This is a genomic window from Leptothermofonsia sp. ETS-13 (assembly GCF_049200465.1).
Lineage (GTDB): Bacteria > Cyanobacteriota > Cyanobacteriia > Leptolyngbyales > Leptolyngbyaceae > Leptothermofonsia.
Genome location: NZ_CP120836.1, coordinates 2,774,213 through 2,788,739, shown reverse-complemented (window position 1 = coordinate 2,788,739; position 14,527 = coordinate 2,774,213). Strand labels below are relative to the sequence as shown.

Below are 14,527 nucleotides of genomic sequence, written 5' to 3'. Positions count from 1 at the left end.
TAATCCATTCCTAATTCAACTGACACATCACCAACAGACTTTCATGTGGAAATTTCTTTCTCTGATTCAACAGCAGCTTATTTGGTCGATTCCAGCCGCAATGATAGCGGGCATTCTCTTTGGTGTTTCCATTGACCCTAGTTTCCTAAAAGCAACAATTATTCCTTTAACCTTTTTCATGGTCTATCCCATGATGATCAACCTACAGGTTCAGGAAGTTTTTTCAGGTGGTGATTATAAGGTTCAAATCGTCACTCAGTTGATTAACTTTGCAATTATTCCTTTTTTTGATTATTTTGTGGGTCAATGGTTCTTCCATGATCAGCCGTTGATTGCACTGGGACTCCTCCTATCAGCCTTACTTCCTACCAGTGGCATGACGATTTCCTGGACAGGATTTGCGAAAGGAAATGTGAGTGCGGCAATCAAAATGACCGTTGTTGGATTAATTGCTGGGTCAATCGCTACTCCATTTTATGCAAAATGGTTAATGGGAACAGTCGTTGAAATTCCTTTGGCAAGCGTGTTTCAACAAATCCTCGTGGTTGTGTTCTTGCCTTTGGTTTTAGGCATCATAACTCGGCGCCTCTTGTTGGTTACGGTGGGCAAAGATAGATACAACAAAAACTTGAAGCAGAAATTTCCCGCCTTCTCGACACTGGGTGTGTTGGGGATTGTGTTTGTTGCGATGGCATTGCGCGCAAAGGGAATTGTGGCCAACCCCCTGGATATTGGCTTCCTTACTCCTGCCTTTAGCAATTGTGTATGGCTGCAACTTTCTGTTGAGTACGGTCATCGGCAAACTGTTTTTTAATCGGAATGATGCGATCGCGCTGGTCTATGGAACCGTAATGCGAAACCTATCGATTGCCCTGGCGATCGCGATGACGGCTTTCGGCAAAGAGGGTTCAGAAATCGCGCTGATCATTTCGATGGCATACATCATTCAAGTGCAGGCGGCTGCTTGGTATGTGAAGTTTACTGATAGGATTTTTGGTAGACCTGTTGAAGCTATTTGAATACGCTAGCGTTAGCAGTGTCTACTTTATTATCGGGAGCGTTCAAATTTTTGTGTAAATCCAGGTTATGGGAACGGGGATTCAAGGGCTTCATCCTGGTGAAACCCAGTTCTTTGAACACTCTCTATTATCAGGAGGCCTGGCAGGAGTGTTATCAGTCTCACAGGAAGGGTTGAATTCGTCAGAACCTCAGGTGTTTTTGCGGCAGTTGACGACACAAGCCGTTAACTCTCAGGACGATCGCCAATCTCAAGTATCAAATCAGTAATGACTCCATCCTTTGACGCTGAACAACGCCGGGTTGAGCAAGCTTGGACGGTTCAAGATTGCTTTCTAGAGTTGCATTCGCACTGGCTGACATTGATGGGTGAACATCTTCAAGACCATCAGGGGGAACGTATTGGAATACTGGCGGATTGAGAAAGCGGATTCGGTCATTGTATTGCCGATTCAGAATGAACAAATTCTCTTGCCCGTTCCTAGCTATCGCCCTGGAGTCGGATCGGTCACGTTGGACTTCCCAGGCGGACGAGTGCCCCCTGGAATAAGTCCAGAACAGGCGGCGATCGCAACCCTACAGCGAGAACTGGGTGTTGATTCAGGCTCGATCGAGCAGCTCATCACTCTAAACTCCACCGGATGGGCAGTCAATAGTTCTTTCTCAAACCAAAAACTTTATGGCTTTGTTGCTCACATCCACAGCGCGACCAAACTTGCCAACGAACGGATTGCAGCCACTTATTCCGTAACTCCAGCAGGAATCTATCCATTACTTAAAATTCTCAATTGTTTGCAGTGTCGAGCTGTACTGCTAGAGTGGATTCTAAACATAACTAATGGTGGGATTTAGTCATTCCTAAGCTTTATCTGGATGAAATGCTTGTGCAACAATTGTTGGGTACATTAGGACATCGGTGTGTATTGTTACAACTGGCTGCTTTAGGCGGGTACGATGCTAGCCAAATGGGTGAAGTAGTCGCACCCATTGAGCCGCACACTTTGAATCAAGGGAAGCAAGATGTCTGATTGCGGTTGTGGTGACGTTAAAGCGGACAATGCAGCGCAGCGCAAAACGCTGGGGTGGTTGTTGGCGATTAATGCATCAATGTTTGTGCTGGAGTTTGGGACGGGGCTACTGGCAGGTTCAACTGCACTGGTGGCAGACTCCTTAGATATGTTTGCTGATGCCACTGTCTACAGTATTGCCCTCTATGCCGTGGGGCGATCGACCGCAGCCAAAAAACGAGCCGCTGGGTTAAGCGGTCTGTTTCAAGTGGGTTTGGCGCTGCTGGTGCTAGCGGATGTGGTGCGGCGCTTTGTTCTTGGCAGCGACCCAGAACCGACCTGGATGGTGGGCATTGGGCTATTAGCCTTAGCCGCCAACACGGTGTGCTTGCTGCTGATTGCCAAACACCGCCAGGGAGAAATCCACATGCGGGCAAGCTGGATCTTCTCAAAAAATGATGTGATTGCCAATTTGGGCGTGATCGCGGCTGGTTTCTTAGTCAGCTTTACTGGATCGCGGTTGCCCGATTTGGTAATTGGGCTGATTGTCGCGGCGATCGTCCTGCGGGGCGGCATCGCCATTCTGCGCGATCAAGCCTCTGTTAAGGCTTCATAGGTCTTAAAGCCACCTGTGAGATTATGGGCATCGAACCCAGATTGCCGTAGGGTTCGGGTGGCATAGTAGCCGCGTTGTCCCACCTGGCAGTAGATCCAAACAGGGCGATCACGGGGAAGTTCCTCTATCCGTTGCCGCAGTTGCGATAGCGGCAGATTGATTGCCCCGGCAACATGTCCCCGCTCAAATTCGGACTCCTCGCGCACATCGACTAAGCATACCTGCGCCAAATCCAGATCTTCCCAGTAGACAATCGGCGCATCGCCGCGCAAAGCATTGACCGCAATCATACCCGCCATGTTCACGGGATCTTTGGCCGCTCCAAATTGCGGTGCGTAGCACAGTTCCGCTTCTTCCAAATCAAAAACGGTCATGCCTGCCTGAATCGCCATAGCCAGCACATCAATCCGCTTTTCGGTTCCGGCAGTGCCAACCGCTTGTGCCCCTAGAATCCGACCATCGGTTGGAGCATACAAAAGCTTGATGGCGATCGGTTGGGCACCAGGAAAGTAGCCCGCATGATGACCGGGATGGAGATAAACCTTGCGGTAGTCCATGCCTACACGCTGGAGGGTTTTCTCATTGGCTCCAGTGCTCGCCACCGTCAAATCAAAGATGCCGCAAACAGAGGTTCCCTGTACACCACGAAACTGTGAATCCCGTCCCAGAATGGTTTCCGCCGCAATCCGCCCCTGACGATTGGCAGGCCCAGCCAGAGGAATCAACGTCCACTCTTGGGTCACAAAATCCTGCACTTCTACGGCATCGCCCACCGCCCAAATCTGCGGATCGCTGGTTTGCATGGCCGCGTTAACCCGGATTCCACCGCGTTCTCCCAGTTCTAGCCCTGCCTCTTTTGCTAGCTTATTCTCCGGTCGTACTCCAATCGCCAAAATTACCATCTCAGCAGGATGTTGCTCACCAGAGTCTGTTTGGACAATCAGGCTATGATTTGCTCCGGTTGCAAAGCCCCGAACGCCATCGTTTAGGCATAGGTTCACGCCTTGAGACTGGAGGTGAGCCTGAACCGGAGCTATCATCTCTGGATCAAAGGATGGCATCACCTGGGGCAGTTTTTCTATCAGCGTCACCGCAATACCGCGATGCACTAAATTTTCTGTCATTTCCAACCCAATAAAGCCACCGCCCACGACGACTGCTTGCTTTACCTGATGAGCGTCAATCCATTCTCGAATCCGACGACTATCGGGAATCGTGCGCAGGGCAAAAATTCCTGGCAACTCAATTCCTGGCAGCGGCGGACGGATCGGTGCGGCACCAGGAGATAACACCAAGGCATCGTAGGGTTCTTGTTGTACTTCTCCAGTTTGTAGGTTTTTCACCGTTAGGGTTTGGGCAGTACGATCAATTGCCACCACTTCGTGCTGTAATCGAACTTCGATGTTAAACCGTTGCTTAAATAAAGCTACATTGGCAACCAACAGCTTTTTCTCATCGGTGATGATGCTACCCACGTAGTAGGGCAAACCACAGTTGGCAAAGGAGACAAATTGCCCGCGATCAAAGATGATGATCTCTGCGGCTTCCGACAGCCGTCGTGCCCGCGCTGCACAGGATGCTCCCCCAGCAACGCCGCCGACAATCAAAATCCGCGGTTTAGCCATTGAATCTCCCTTCTATTCCCTACTCATTAGGCTTGAATCTGCTGTAATAGCATATAGTCATGCAATGACGATATCATCGTTTATTTTAGCCTGTCTATGCCTGCAAAGAAACGAACTCAGCCTGATTTGGATACTCTGGCATCAGTTGCCGATTACTTTAAAGTGTTGTCTGAAACCAGTCGGCTGCAAATTTTACATTATCTTCGCGACAGTCCAATGAATGTGATGGAGCTATGCGAAGCGACGGGGTTAGGGCAGGCCAATCTATCTAAACACTTGAAGGTGCTAACGCAAGCCGGAATCTTATCTCGCCAACCCAAAGGTACTAGTGCCTACTACGAAATTATTGACCCAGCGGTGTTTGAGTTTTGTGATCTGGCGTGCGATCGCATTCATGACCGCATTTTGAAACAAACAAAAACCTTAAAACAACTCAAGCAGCTACAACAATAAGATTGCTAAAAGACTGATACTGAAAGATTGATGCAGAAATGCGCCTCCTATCATCTGGAGACGCAAAACAGAAGACGCAATTACACTCATTCAAACTATGACAACAGACCAATTAGCCTGCACTGTTTAACCAGTTATCGCAGGAGCTTTTAATGCAATTGGCTGAGCTTCACCTGCTGCTAGATCCAGCGGAAAATTGTGGGCATTGCGCTCATGCATCACTTCAATTCCCAGGTTGGCTCGGTTCAACAGATCGGCCCAAGTAGGAATCACACGCCCTTGGCTGTCTAACACTGAGTTATTGAAGTTGAACCCATTCAGGTTAAACGACATGGTGCTGATGCCCAAGGCTGCAAACCAGATGCCCACAACAGGCCAAGCTGCCAGGAAGAAGTGCAGCGATCGGCTATTGTTGAAGCTAGCATATTGGAAAATCAGGCGACCAAAGTAGCCGTGCGCTGCCACGATATTGTAAGTTTCTTCCTCTTGCCCAAACCTGTAGCCATAATTCTGGGACTCCACTTCGGAGGTTTCCCGCACCAGAGAAGCAGTCACTAGCGAGCCATGCATGGCACTAAACAAGGCTCCTCCAAACACACCCACCACACCCAGCATGTGGAACGGATGCATCAGAACATTGTGTTCTGCGGTGAAAACAATCATGAAGTTAAAAGTGCCCGATACGCCCAGCATCAACCCATCCGAGAAGCTACCTTGACCGATGGGATAAATCAATAATACAGAGGTCGCTGCTGCCACTGGAGCCGAATACGCGACTGAAATCCAAGGGCGCATTCCTAGCCGATAACTCAATTCCCATTGCCGCCCCATGTAGGCGTAGATCGCAATCAAGAAATGAAACACGATCATTTGCCAAGGGCCGCCATTGTAAAGCCATTCATCCAGAGATGCTGCTTCCCAGATTGGGTAAAAATGCAGCCCGATCGCATTCGACGTGGGCACAACAGTCGCAGTCATCAGGTTATTGCCATAGAGCAACGAACCAGAGACCGGTTCGCGGATGCCGTCAATATCCACCGGGGGCGCTGCAATCATAGCCAGAATGAACACAATCGCGGCTACCAATGCCGTCGGAATCAACAATACTCCGAACCAGCCGATGTACAAACGGTTTTCCACGCTGGTAATCCAGTTGCACAACCGATCCCAAGCGTTGGTTGAATTTCTTCGTTCCAATAATGTTGTCATAATCCCAATCCTCAATTCATGAGGTGATCTGAGGTATAGTGAACATCAAGCAATTAAAGCTCGATGATATGATTTTATAACTTTCTAGTTATATAACTGTCAACAGGAGCAACGGAAATTCTTGTAGAATCTTAATTCGATCAAAGTCTGGATGAATTCCTATGAGTGATCAAACCGTTGTTCGTCAACTGCTAGAGCATTACAAAACTGGGCAGCGCGACTTTAGTAACGCAATGCTCCGCGGACAGAATTTGCTGCACCTCCAGTTGTCCGAGATTGATCTAAGCCGAGCAGATTTGCGTCAAAGTCGTTTGGGCAAAACCAACCTCAGTCGAAGCACCTTGAGAACCGCCGATTTAAGTGAAGCGATTCTCTGGGGCACAGATCTGACTGCAGCCGATCTGCACGGTGCAACTTTACGAGAAGCGGATCTGAGTGGAGCTGTTTTAACCCAAGCTCAACTGACTAACGCGAATTTGCTCAAAGCGAGTTTGTCTGGGGCAAATTTATCCAAAGCAAATTTCGATCATTCGCTCTTGATTGAAGCTGATTTGCAATCAGGAGCTGATCAGCAAACTAATCTCAGCCATGCCAGCTTCAAAGGGGCAAACCTATCCTATGCCAATCTAGGAGGAGCGCTGCTGTATCAGGCAAATCTGGAGGGAGCCAGCTTGTGTCGGGCAGTGTTGGTGCAGCGATCACCTCAGTTGCTAATCCCCACAAACTTAACGGAAGCCAACTTACAAGGAGCCGATCTCAGCTATGCCGATCTGAGCGGTGTTATTTTACAGCGGGCAAACCTACTTTATACCGATCTAACAGGCACAGTTTTGAGCCGAGCTGATCTGACAGGTGCAACGATGCCCGATGGCTCTGTGCATGACTGAACGATAGGAATATTTATCTCCGCTTGCTCATGTTAGAGGTGGATGATTTGCGATTGACCAGGAATGAAGGGCTCGTAACTGGGGGGTTTTCTTCAACTGATGAGTTTCCATGCGAGTCAAGACATCATCTAAAATCGTAACCGCCTCAGCAATAAATGGACCTTTGTTAAGCATGACGCATTCAGCCCGTTCGGCCATGGCCGCGTCGGTCATTTCGCCACGCGAAGGTGCGCCATTTTTCACCAGATTTTCTAACACCTGAGTAGCCCAAACCACGGGAATATGGGCAGCTTCGCAAATCCACAGAATCTCTTCCTGAATTTCTGCTAACCGCTGGTAGCCAATTTCAACAGCTAAGTCTCCTCTCGCGATCATCACCCCAAAAGGTTGCTTCCCTGCTGCCTGAATGATTAGCTCTGGCAGATTATTTACCGCCATTGCCGTTTCAATTTTGGCGACAATGGCCGGACGGGGGCGATGGCGCTGAAGGCGTTCATCTAATTCATGCTGAAGTAATTCTAGATCTGCCGATCGCTGCACAAATGAATAGCCAATGATGTCTGCATGAACGGCAACAAAGTCAAGATCTTGTCGATCTTTCTCGGTGAGTGGATTAAGAGATAAAACGGTATTCGGAAAGTTTAACCCTTTTTTTGACCGCAGTTTGACTCCTTTGGGTCTGGCATGAGTCACCTCCAAGAGCAGCCCTGATTGACCGTTGGGGAGTAAATAGTGCGTCTTCACAACCTGAGTGCGAATTGTCCCGTCATCTATATAGACCAATGCCCCAACCTCTAATTGGTCAATAATATTAGGAACCGAGCATTGAATTTGAAACAATGTGCTTGGAGATCGTTTTGGGTCACATTCTGCATTGGACTCTGGTGCATTCCGCAGCAGAACAATTTGATCACCACGAAACACCCTGCTTTGACCGGGTGGTGTCACCACAGTACCTGTGCGGATTTTTGGCCCTCCCAGATCCATCATGATTTTACAGAGTCTGCCTGTTTCCTGCTCGGCTCGCCGAACCTGATCAATCATTCCTTGCCAGAGAACCGGATCATCATGGGCACAGTTGATTCGCAGACAGTTTGCACCGCGTTCCAGGAGCGTTCGCACAAAGTCATAATCGGTTGCAGCTTCAGTAGGTAGTGTCACCATAATCCTGACCCGTCGATGAGCTAAAGATGGACCAAACAACTCCTCTGTGCGTCGTTGAAGCAGATAATTTCCCTCAAAAAAGGACATCAGATCTGGACGGTTTACCGATTCAGATGATGGTTCGTTAGAGTCTTTGTCACAGATAGCCATCAGAGTGGCGATCACTGCATCCAAGTTTGGCATGACGCGAGCTTCAATGCGTCCTAGGGACGATAAGCCCCAAGGCATGAGTGCCACTTGAAGCGGACGTAGATCATAGCAACGTAGGGCAAGGTAGTAGGCTAAATTTAATGCGCTGGCAAGAAAATCAGACTGTTGAATTTGTGATCGCCACCGTTCAAAGGTACTGTGCCCTTCTTGTTCGATGGTTTGCTTCAGTTTTTTTAGAACAGAGAGCAAAATCTGAGGGTTGGATAGGTCAAGCGATTCGGTGTTGAGTTCAGACATTGAGCGAATCATACACTCTCTCCTGTAATAGTTCCTAAGGGATCAAACTCTGCCAGACATGGAACATCAGAAAATACTCAATTGCCACTTCTATTTTGTGATGAAGCAATGCCTGAACTCAATCGCTGTTGTTTGGATTGATTCCTAGATCGCTGCTTAGATTGATTCCGGCTCCAGACTTGATAAGCAACCAGAGCTAGCGAACGGTTCCCCATATGGCTTGAGCATTCACCGGACGCAGTAAATACAGCCTGAGCAAGTGTCCAGCGATCGCCAGTTGCAGCAGTACTTTGCGGAGACGCTTCAGAAATTGAGGTCGGGTGCTTTGGTGAATGGCGAGAATTTGCTGATTCAAGTCCGAACACTGTTGCAGCCGTCGGTAAAAGCTTGGATGCTGGGTATCAAGTACCACCGAAAAGGCGCGGGCTGCTGTTTCATTCGTCTTTTCAATCACCTGGCGATCGAACTCCGTTGCATCCAATCCCAGTGCTTGATAAAACCCTGATCGCTCGTGCACCGTCATTGTATGAGTCGCAAACACCATCAGCAAAAAGAAGCGCATCCACAGTTTTGCTTTCCAAGTATTGACCAAGTGCGGTTGAGAATGCAGTAATGCCTTGAAGATATCGCCGTGGCGGTTTTCATCCTGGCACCAGCTCTCGAAATATTTAAACAGTGGATAGAATGAATGCTCTGGATGTTGCTCTAGATGTCGATAGATGATGATGTAGCGCCAATAGCCAATCTTTTCAGATAGATAAACGGTGTAAATAATCCACTCGATTGGGAAGAACGTATAGGTCCGTGCTTTGGCCAAGTAGCCCAAATCCATTGAATAGCCAAAATCAGCCATGGCTTTATTCAGAAAACCCGCATGACGCGCTTCATCCCGTGCCATTAGATGAAAAATTTCTGCCAGTAGTGGACTACGCTGCTTCAGCTTACGAGATAGTTCTTTGAACAACAAAAAACCAGAAAACTCAGAGACACAGGAACGTTCTAGATAGTCGATAAAGGCTTTACGGGTTACTTCATCGAGATGTTCCCAAGACTGATTAAACGATTCATCTCGAACAAAATGGTGACGGTTATAGTCTGCTTGCATTTCTGCCAGCATGACCTCCAGCTGCCGCTGTTGGGGGGTGAGGTCAAGGCTTGCAACAACGTCAAAGTTTGTGGTGTAAAACCGGGGAGTGAGCAAGTTTTCCTGAATTGCTTTTGAAGTAGCAACCTCTGTTGAACTGGGCGGAGACGAAATCATAATCACCCTATCCACATACTTGATAACTATCAAGTTATAATACAATCTCGCGTGCAATTATGCTTTTATCTTTTTTGAAAAATTGTGAAGCATCCATATCGTAAGCTTTTGGTTTTGCTTGATAACTATATAAGAATTAAGTTATGGTTAATTCTGTGCTGATTTTACTGCGAGGCTCGCACCTTCGACAGAACGCAGTAAGTCTGTTTAACCTCAACTTTTCAGAATTTGAAGGAGTTGTATCATGACTATGCTATCCGTTGCCCTGCGAGAAGGAACTGCCCATGCCCATACCTTGGCAGAAAACACGGCATTCATGAAATGCTTCCTGCAAGAAGTTGTTGAGTGGGAACCTTTTCGGAAGCTGCTTGCCAATCTCTATTTTGTTTACAGCATTCTAGAAACCGAAATTGAAAGCCACTGCGATAAACCGATTGTGGCTGCGATTCACTTTCCGGAACTGAATCGGACTGCTAGTCTAGAGCAAGATTTGGCATTTTATTATGGCGAACAGTGGCGAGATCAAATTGTTCCTTCTGCGGCGGGGTTAGTCTATGTCAACCGCATTCGGGAAGTGGCAACCACTGATCCAACCTTGTTGATTGCCCATTCCTACACCCGCTATTTGGGTGATCTATCCGGTGGTCAGGCTCTCAAAACCATCATTCGCTCTGCCCTCAATCTGCCTCCTACTCAGGGAACGTCTCTCTATGAGTTTGAGCAGATTCCTACCCCAGAAGCAAAACGAGCCTTTAAAGAAAGATACCGCCATGCGATCAACGCTTTGAACCTAGATGCAGTCACGATTCGTCGGATTGTTGCTGAAGCAAATTTTGCTTTTGCCTTGAACCGAGATGTGATGCATGAACTAGAGCCAGATGTGAAAGCCGCCATCGGTGATCATGCCTTTGATCTACTGACCCGTCAGGATAAACCCGGCAGTACAGAACGTACCTTCCATCATTCATCCGAACCTAAAACACTAAAGCCAGAACCAGTAAATTACGTCATCTGATAACGTGATCTGAACTGCACCAGAACTCAATCTGATTGTCATTCAATCCAGTTATCAGAGCCAATTTAGATTTGAGAGGAGAATGCAATATTCATGATTTCTGTACCGCCAATTGTTCGATTCGATGCTCGTTTATTACAGCGATACGATCGCCCGTTGCCACGCTACACCAGCTATCCCACTGCAGCTGAGTTTACACCAGAATTTAATCAACATCACTTCAAGCAGGCGATCGCTGCATCCAACCAACGACAATCCCCCCTATCCCTTTACGTTCACATTCCCTTTTGCCAAACCGCGTGTTACTTCTGTGGTTGCAATGTGATTGTCACCCAAAGTCAAACGGCAGCTCAATCCTATTTAGATTGCTTAGTGCAGGACATTCGGCAAACGGCAGCATTGATAGATAGGTCGCGTCCAGTAACTCAAATGCACTGGGGGGGAGGTACACCCAACTATCTGAATTTGGACCAAGTCGAGGTATTATGGCGTACCCTGCAGCATCACTTCAACTTTGCACCAAATGCTGAAATTTCAATTGAAATTAACCCTCGTTACATCAATCGTGACTATATCTTGGCACTGAGAGAAATTGGATTTAACCGCATTAGTTTTGGCATTCAGGACTTTAATCCAAAGGTGCAGATTGCAGTAAATCGAGTTCAGTCAGAAACTTTGTTATTTGATGTCATGAGTTGGATTCGTGCGGCTGAGTTTGATAGTGTCAATGTAGATCTGATCTATGGCTTGCCCTATCAAACGCTGCATTCTTTTACCGAAACCATCGAGAAAACAATCGTACTCAATCCCGATCGCATTGCCGTATTCAGTTTTGCTTACATTCCCTGGTTAAAACCCGTTCAAAAACAGATTGCTGCCGATACTTTGCCCAATGGCTCTGAAAAACTGGATATTTTGCAAATGGCGATTGAAACGCTCACCCAGCGACACTACCAATACATTGGTATGGATCACTTTGCTAAACCCGATGATGAACTAGCGATCGCCCAACGGCATGGTACTCTAAAGCGAAACTTCCAGGGCTACACTACCTTGCCTGATGCCGAATTAGTTGGTTTTGGCTTAACGTCCATTAGTATGTTGCACAATGCCTACGCCCAGAACCATAAGCACTTGCAGTCCTATTTTCGCGCAGTTGAAAAAGGGGAATTGCCGATAGAACGGGGAATTCAGCTTCATCGAGACGATCAAATTCGCCGCCACATCATCATGGAATTGATGTGTCAGTTTGGTCTTTCCAAGCTAGACATAGAAGCTCGCTATTTTCTCGACTTTGATCACTACTTTGCCAGTGAACTTGAGGCATTGACTCACCTAGAGGTGGATGGACTAGTTGAGGTAACGGACAATCGGATTCAGGTGACACCCGTTGGACGGCTATTGATTCGCAATATTGCCTCTGTGTTTGACGCTTACCTACACCAAAAGCCAATTTCTGATTTCTCAAAAGCGATTTAATCAGTGTGAATTAGTCCATTTGTATTCTTTCTATCTGTACTCTTTTATGTGAGGAGTTTTCATGTCAAACAATATTGAATCAATGATTCCAGCTGATTCCAAAATTAGTTGGACATTTATACTGTTTCTCAGTATGAATCATATTCTAGCAATTATTGCTCTTTGGTTCTTTTCTTGGTCTGCTTTCGGTGTTTTCCTACTTTTACATTGGTTGTTTGGTAGCATTGGTATTTGTTTGGGCTATCATCGTTTACTGAGTCACCGCAGTTTTCAAGTTCCTCGGTGGCTAGAGTATGCGATCGCTATAATTGGTGCTTTAGCCATGCAAGGTGGTCCGATTTTTTGGGTAGCTGGGCATCGGTTACACCACGCTTATACGGAAGATGAAGTCAAAGATCCCTACTCGGCTCGTCGAGGATTTTGGTGGAGTCATTTGTTGTGGTTGGTGTATCCTCAGCCTGAATTCTTTGACTATGAACAATATGTCCGCTTTGCGCCTGACTTAGCAAAGCAATCCTTTTACCGTTGGCTCAATCGCTACTTTTTATTGCTGCAATTACCCTTAGGAATATTGCTCTATGAGATCGGGGGTTGGTCGTTTGTGCTGTGGGGAATGTTTGTGAGGGCAGTCTGGCTTTGGCATAGCACTTGGTTCATTAATTCGGTGACGCATCTGTGGGGCTACCGCACCTTTGAAACAGCCGACAACTCGCGAAATCTGTGGTGGGCAGCCTTACTGACCTATGGTGAAGGTTGGCACAATAACCATCATGCATATCCACAAGTTGCAAAAGCTGGTTGGCAATGGTGGGAGATTGATGTTACATGGTGGACTATCAATCTGTTGCGATGGCTTGGTTTAGCACGAAAAGTGAATTTGCCTCCGGTCCCGATGCGATCGCCCTGGTGATTCAAGCATCTCTCCATCAACAAAGAGTTGAAAAAAATTCCACATGAATTAATCATCAAACAAACTGTCTTGAAAGAAGGCTGACACATTCTTTGTAATTGACAGAGAATCATGTTGCACTGATTTTCTTTTACAGCGGTAGTCATTGTGGTTAAGACGGGTGCAGGGGTGGAACCCCTGGCTGGGGGCGAAGCCCCCCACTCCCTCTCCAATTCCAATGTCCTAAAGCACTTGCGTAGAGCTATACTAATTATTTTTGACCCCACGGAAATAATTTACCCACTTGCTTGACTCGAGTAATCACGGTTGCATGATGCCCCCCTTTGATCCATTCAATCACTCGAAAGTCTGAGCCATTGACACACAGTCTGAGGTACCTCCGTAAACTCATTGGAGTATCTAGCAGTCGGAGAGTAGCAACCAAAGAACTGTCTTCTACACTCCTTGCAAATGTGATTTTGTTTACTACTCCTTGCAAATGTGATTTTGTTTACTCTTCTGTTTACCATTTTTACTGATACTTGTTGAATCATATTCTGGTCATTGCATAGCTTCTCCACCTAGGGCAAACGTATACTCAATAATGGGAGGGATTGCTGAATTTGAGTATGAAATAGGTGATGTATGCTCAAAACTTCGTTTCGATTCATACTGCTTTTCAGCAACGCCTAATGGGAGGATGAGGGAAAAACTAATCATTCGTGTGTGCGGCATTCCTAGGATAGAGGAGGAAGTAAAGGAGCTATCCACATGGCCAGTGCATGGGCAAGCCAGAATTGGTTGGTGTTAGCCCACGTTAAGGTAGACGAAAAGTCCAATGAAATCATCGCCATTCCTCAGTTATTGCAGGTATTGGTTTGAGAGGGTTATATCGTAACGATTGATGCGATGAGGCCCAAACGGATATTACCGGGCAAAATTATCGCAGCAGGGGGTGATTAGGATCTTTACAAAAAGAACTTGAGTAACTTCTAAAACATGTTGCCTGCCTACAAGGTTTTCTAAGCTTTGGGAGTGCAATTTAAATTTGTAAGGATCCTTATCATTATGCAACGCTTATGCAACGCCCAGAATGTGTCATAAAACCCTTTCATAAAAAAACTTTCATAAAACCCCTTATTGTGTTAATATCCAAATACTCATTCGGTTCTGATGGGGAGCAGCCATCAGACGCAAGGGGGAAAGTGCAGTGTAAATCTGCCGCTGTCCCGCAGCTGTAATGAGAGTTGTAACTCTCTGAGTCAGAATGCCCGCCGATTAGTAGACCCGTTATATAAACATCTGCGAGGTACGGATGATAAAAACTTCAGGCTTTTGCAATTGGCTCTTTGCCAGAAATTGAAGGTTATAGCGTTCTAGATTGACTATTTGAGGTGAACGCGAGGTTGACGCAGCGAGTCTACCTGAGGAAAGGTAGCTGTATTTACGCTGGCAATT

Annotated in this window: 14 protein-coding genes and 1 riboswitch; of the genes, 10 read left to right on the top strand and 4 right to left on the bottom strand. The window is 46.8% G+C overall.

The window, feature by feature from the left end:
• The first annotated feature begins 43 nt into the window (after window positions 1–43).
• The 5 genes from P4D80_RS12605 to P4D80_RS12585 all read left to right on the top strand — a co-directional run bounded on the left by P4D80_RS12605 (window position 44) and on the right by P4D80_RS12585 (window position 2,640).
• Window positions 44–814, top strand: coding sequence for an arsenic resistance protein (locus P4D80_RS12605; RefSeq protein WP_421654335.1), 771 nt, complete (start codon window positions 44–46; stop codon window positions 812–814).
• Window positions 783–1,019 carry a hypothetical protein gene (locus P4D80_RS12600; protein WP_421654334.1) on the top strand — a complete coding sequence of 79 codons (237 nt, stop codon included), beginning with the start codon at window positions 783–785 and terminating at the stop codon, window positions 1,017–1,019. The genes P4D80_RS12605 and P4D80_RS12600 overlap by 32 nt, the downstream gene beginning before the upstream one ends.
• A 267-nt stretch (window positions 1,020–1,286) precedes the next feature.
• Window positions 1,287–1,439, top strand: a complete 153-nt coding sequence (locus tag P4D80_RS12595) for a hypothetical protein (protein WP_421654333.1) — start codon at window positions 1,287–1,289, stop codon at window positions 1,437–1,439.
• Window positions 1,420–1,869, top strand: a complete 450-nt coding sequence (locus P4D80_RS12590) for an NUDIX domain-containing protein (protein WP_421654332.1) — start codon at window positions 1,420–1,422, stop codon at window positions 1,867–1,869. Before P4D80_RS12595 ends, P4D80_RS12590 begins: the two co-directional genes overlap by 20 nt.
• Window positions 1,870–2,037: 168 nt before the next feature.
• The gene (locus tag P4D80_RS12585; protein ID WP_421654331.1) at window positions 2,038–2,640 is read left to right on the top strand and encodes a cation transporter; all 603 of its coding nucleotides are present in this window, start codon (window positions 2,038–2,040) and stop codon (window positions 2,638–2,640) included.
• On the opposite strand, the gene P4D80_RS12580 is transcribed toward P4D80_RS12585, so the two are convergent.
• Entirely contained in the window at window positions 2,616–4,265 is a 1,650-nt protein-coding gene (locus P4D80_RS12580; RefSeq protein WP_421654330.1) for an FAD-dependent oxidoreductase, read from the bottom strand. The two genes, P4D80_RS12585 and P4D80_RS12580, sit on opposite strands and share 25 nt — an antisense overlap.
• A gap of 96 nt (window positions 4,266–4,361) precedes the next feature.
• Between P4D80_RS12580 and P4D80_RS12575 the strand changes: the two genes are divergently transcribed.
• Window positions 4,362–4,718, top strand: a complete 357-nt coding sequence (locus P4D80_RS12575) for an ArsR/SmtB family transcription factor (protein WP_421654329.1) — start codon at window positions 4,362–4,364, stop codon at window positions 4,716–4,718.
• 126 nt (window positions 4,719–4,844) lie between these two features.
• Here the strand turns inward: P4D80_RS12575 and psbA are convergent, their stop codons facing one another.
• Window positions 4,845–5,927 (bottom strand): photosystem II q(b) protein, encoded by a 1,083-nt coding sequence (gene psbA, locus P4D80_RS12570; protein WP_421654328.1) that lies wholly within the window; start codon window positions 5,925–5,927, stop codon window positions 4,845–4,847.
• 161 nt (window positions 5,928–6,088) lie between these two features.
• On the opposite strand from psbA, the gene hetL reads away from it, so the two are divergent.
• A complete protein-coding gene (gene hetL, locus P4D80_RS12565; protein WP_421654327.1) occupies window positions 6,089–6,814 on the top strand; it encodes a heterocyst differentiation pentapeptide repeat protein HetL in 726 nt (241 codons plus the stop codon).
• A gap of 27 nt (window positions 6,815–6,841) precedes the next feature.
• On the opposite strand, the gene P4D80_RS12560 is transcribed toward hetL, so the two are convergent.
• Both P4D80_RS12560 and acsF read right to left on the bottom strand, forming a co-directional pair.
• Window positions 6,842–8,437, bottom strand: a complete 1,596-nt coding sequence (locus tag P4D80_RS12560) for a pyruvate kinase (RefSeq protein ID WP_421654326.1) — start codon at window positions 8,435–8,437, stop codon at window positions 6,842–6,844.
• 184 nt (window positions 8,438–8,621) lie between these two features.
• Window positions 8,622–9,686 carry a magnesium-protoporphyrin IX monomethyl ester (oxidative) cyclase gene (acsF, locus tag P4D80_RS12555; RefSeq protein ID WP_421654325.1) on the bottom strand — a complete coding sequence of 355 codons (1,065 nt, stop codon included), beginning with the start codon at window positions 9,684–9,686 and terminating at the stop codon, window positions 8,622–8,624.
• Between the two features lie 244 nt (window positions 9,687–9,930).
• Here acsF and P4D80_RS12550 point away from each other — a divergent pair, with 244 nt between their 5' ends.
• The 3 genes from P4D80_RS12550 to P4D80_RS12540 all read left to right on the top strand — a co-directional run bounded on the left by P4D80_RS12550 (window position 9,931) and on the right by P4D80_RS12540 (window position 13,090).
• Window positions 9,931–10,701, top strand: coding sequence for a heme oxygenase (biliverdin-producing) (locus P4D80_RS12550; protein WP_421654324.1), 771 nt, complete (start codon window positions 9,931–9,933; stop codon window positions 10,699–10,701).
• Between the two features lie 93 nt (window positions 10,702–10,794).
• Window positions 10,795–12,180 (top strand): oxygen-independent coproporphyrinogen III oxidase, encoded by a 1,386-nt coding sequence (gene hemN / locus P4D80_RS12545; protein ID WP_421659469.1) that lies wholly within the window; start codon window positions 10,795–10,797, stop codon window positions 12,178–12,180.
• A gap of 133 nt (window positions 12,181–12,313) precedes the next feature.
• Entirely contained in the window at window positions 12,314–13,090 is a 777-nt protein-coding gene (locus P4D80_RS12540) for an acyl-CoA desaturase (RefSeq protein ID WP_421659531.1), read from the top strand.
• A gap of 1,128 nt (window positions 13,091–14,218) precedes the next feature.
• Window positions 14,219–14,360, top strand: a riboswitch (cobalamin riboswitch).
• Window positions 14,361–14,527 lie beyond the last annotated feature (167 nt).

Coding starts and splice junctions, on each gene's coding strand:
- P4D80_RS12605 (WP_421654335.1), top strand. CDS start 44: ATGTGGAAATTTCTTTCTCTGATTCAACAGCAGCTTATTTGGTCGATT.
- P4D80_RS12595 (WP_421654333.1), top strand. CDS start 1,287: ATGACTCCATCCTTTGACGCTGAACAACGCCGGGTTGAGCAAGCTTGG.
- P4D80_RS12585 (WP_421654331.1), top strand. CDS start 2,038: ATGTCTGATTGCGGTTGTGGTGACGTTAAAGCGGACAATGCAGCGCAG.
- P4D80_RS12580 (WP_421654330.1), bottom strand. CDS start 4,265: ATGGCTAAACCGCGGATTTTGATTGTCGGCGGCGTTGCTGGGGGAGCA.
- P4D80_RS12575 (WP_421654329.1), top strand. CDS start 4,362: ATGCCTGCAAAGAAACGAACTCAGCCTGATTTGGATACTCTGGCATCA.
- psbA (WP_421654328.1), bottom strand. CDS start 5,927: ATGACAACATTATTGGAACGAAGAAATTCAACCAACGCTTGGGATCGG.
- hetL (WP_421654327.1), top strand. CDS start 6,089: ATGAGTGATCAAACCGTTGTTCGTCAACTGCTAGAGCATTACAAAACT.
- P4D80_RS12560 (WP_421654326.1), bottom strand. CDS start 8,437: ATGATTCGCTCAATGTCTGAACTCAACACCGAATCGCTTGACCTATCC.
- acsF (WP_421654325.1), bottom strand. CDS start 9,686: ATGATTTCGTCTCCGCCCAGTTCAACAGAGGTTGCTACTTCAAAAGCA.
- P4D80_RS12550 (WP_421654324.1), top strand. CDS start 9,931: ATGACTATGCTATCCGTTGCCCTGCGAGAAGGAACTGCCCATGCCCAT.
- hemN (WP_421659469.1), top strand. CDS start 10,795: ATGATTTCTGTACCGCCAATTGTTCGATTCGATGCTCGTTTATTACAG.
- P4D80_RS12540 (WP_421659531.1), top strand. CDS start 12,314: ATGAATCATATTCTAGCAATTATTGCTCTTTGGTTCTTTTCTTGGTCT.